Origin of the sequence: Acetobacter estunensis (assembly GCF_011516945.1) — a bacterium.
GTDB classification, from domain to species: domain Bacteria; phylum Pseudomonadota; class Alphaproteobacteria; order Acetobacterales; family Acetobacteraceae; genus Acetobacter; species Acetobacter estunensis.
Map to the genome: position 1 here is coordinate 1 of NZ_WOTH01000094.1, position 1,537 is coordinate 1,537.

General features: G+C 48.9%; 1 protein-coding gene and 1 pseudogene. Both read right to left on the minus strand.

The features are described 5' to 3' along the window. Positions 1–258: 258 nt before the first annotated feature. Entirely contained in the window at positions 259–1,164 is a 906-nt protein-coding gene (locus GOB87_RS16400) for a hypothetical protein (RefSeq protein WP_166319168.1), read from the minus strand. A gap of 272 nt (positions 1,165–1,436) precedes the next feature. After that, positions 1,437–1,537: pseudogene (locus GOB87_RS16405) on the minus strand (IS5-like element ISMex42 family transposase); the annotation flags it as partial.

Here is a 1,537-nt window from a genome sequence, read left to right on the forward strand (position 1 = left end):
GGAAGAAGCCAGAGTGCTTGGCCCGATCAGGACAGTTCCAAATAAAACAGATCGCTCACGCCGTGGTGACAGACCTGCACACCGCACCAATCCCGCGCAGCGGGTTCGTTCATCCCCCCTAGACTGTCTGTCGGCTCAACGAATGGCAGCAGACAGGCCGTAGTCGCCTCATTCGAGACTTGCAGTGCTCTTGGTTACATTCCGTATAGCGGACATGCGTAGCTTATATGGACAATTGCGCTCATTTTTATAGTTCTTTCATTCGTTGCGTGGGTCATTACCACGCAGAACTATGAGCCATTCTTCAAAATCGTCAGTTCCATATTTGTTTTTGGCCAGATTACAGGCCAGATGAGTTATGTGAACATTCTCTTCATCATATGCTTCATTACTACTATCTATTCGGTCAGCAGAGGGCTGAAGCATTTTATTCCTTGTTCCCGGCAGCAGGAGACCGCCGCACAGAGCGCATAGTCCGCGTTGATCGACCTGCCATTTTCGAGTCAGCATTGGGTAAAGATCGGATATGTTTGGAGCCGTGCGATTGGCATTGGTGACAATGCGTTGGGTGCCACCATTACGCACGCGATTGATAATGAGGTCGGCCATCCGCGTTGCCTCTTCACGGATACTTTTGGGTGTTTCGGAAACACTGGCTCGGACGTTGATATAAGCTTGTACCTCAGGCGATAGATGTAGGTCCAACGGAGTAATTGGCAACGCCATAACCGCTGCACGCTCTTCGCCGATAGCTTCGACAATACCCCCTCGGTTTTCCATTAGCGCGAACTGACGATATGCATTTGGAATGACGTCATGAGCCTTCGGATAAGGCGGTCCTTCCATCACAGCCGCCTTGAGAACCGCCATGGCATGGGGCCACTGCTCGCCTAAGTTCGGCCAGAAATTTTTCGATATGATTCGGCGCGTTTCAAGCACCTGACTCGGTTCGATCACGACAGCAGCAATCAGCCTGCCGCGATGTTCGGGATCTTCGGTCAGATTACCATTAAGTGTTCCGACATAGATCAGAATATCACGGCCAGGGACAAACTCCTGCCTCAGCATATTCCCTACGGAAGAACGAGAGAACGAAATACATGGCCATTCGTCACTGATTTGGCCAAAGACGCTTTTTAAAAATACCCGTCCATCGGGTTTCATCAGGTCCCTGACTTGCACTAATCGCCTCACTTTTTGATCAAATTAATAGTAATATTCAGTTCATATTCATTTCCAATTACGTGATGAAATGTTATCTTATCATGTCACCCACCAGTTTTTCCCTGGTGGTAGTCGCCCTTCAAGTTGGATATACAGTTATTTCAATGCCTTTTCGCATAGCGGAAATGACCAAATTAAGGCTCTCTTGTCGATTTTGTCTGGTATTTAACTGGAGAATAGCCTGTAATTCAGCATGGGAAAGCTAGGGCCTGTTAGGGCTTGATCCAGTCTGCTGCGGCAGCGATGTGGATGACCGCGAGGAACGACGTTGCTGTTTTTTCATATCTGGTTGCGACAGCGCGCCACTCCTTGA